The organism is Hyphomicrobiales bacterium (assembly GCA_017642935.1).
Classification (GTDB): domain Bacteria; phylum Pseudomonadota; class Alphaproteobacteria; order Rhizobiales; family MH13; genus MH13.
In genome coordinates, this window is sequence record JAEPOK010000015.1 from 1 (window position 1) to 536 (window position 536).

General features: G+C 65.5%; 1 protein-coding gene. It reads right to left on the reverse strand.

Annotated elements, in window-relative coordinates:
• On the reverse strand, positions 1-536 hold a 536-nt coding region (locus tag JJ917_17850), incomplete at both ends, for an acyl-CoA dehydrogenase family protein (protein MBO6700690.1).

Consider the following 536-nt stretch of genomic DNA (forward strand, 5'->3'; position numbering starts at 1 on the left):
TCGGCGGTCAGTTGGGCATGGTTGCCCAGCTTCTTGTCCGGCGCGCCAACGGTCACACCCTCGGTGTCAAGATCGATCAGGACCATCACGGTCGTGTCCCCGGTCCGGCACAGCGCCGTGACGAAGCTTGCGACCGGCGAATTGGTGATCCAGCGCTTGCGCCCGTTGACGATCAGGTCGTCGCCATTGTCGGTTGCAACCGTCTCCATCGCCTGCGGCGTCAGGTCCGAACTGGTGCCGGGCTCGGAGGTGGCGAACGCGCCGACGATCTCGCCGGCCATCAGCGGCTTGAGATAACGCTTCTGCAAATCGGCCGGGGCCGCCTCGAGCGTCCGGCCGGCCAGGATGCAGTGCACGTCATAGATGGCCGCAACGGAATTGGAATGATAGGCCAGTTCCTCCAGTGTGGCCACGCAGGCTGTCACCGGGTGCGCAAGCCCGCGCCCGCCGAGATCGGCCCCGAACGGAATGCGAAACAAGCCCGCTTCGCCCATCTTGTGAAACAGCGCCCACGGGAAGGCCTCGACGGATTCCGG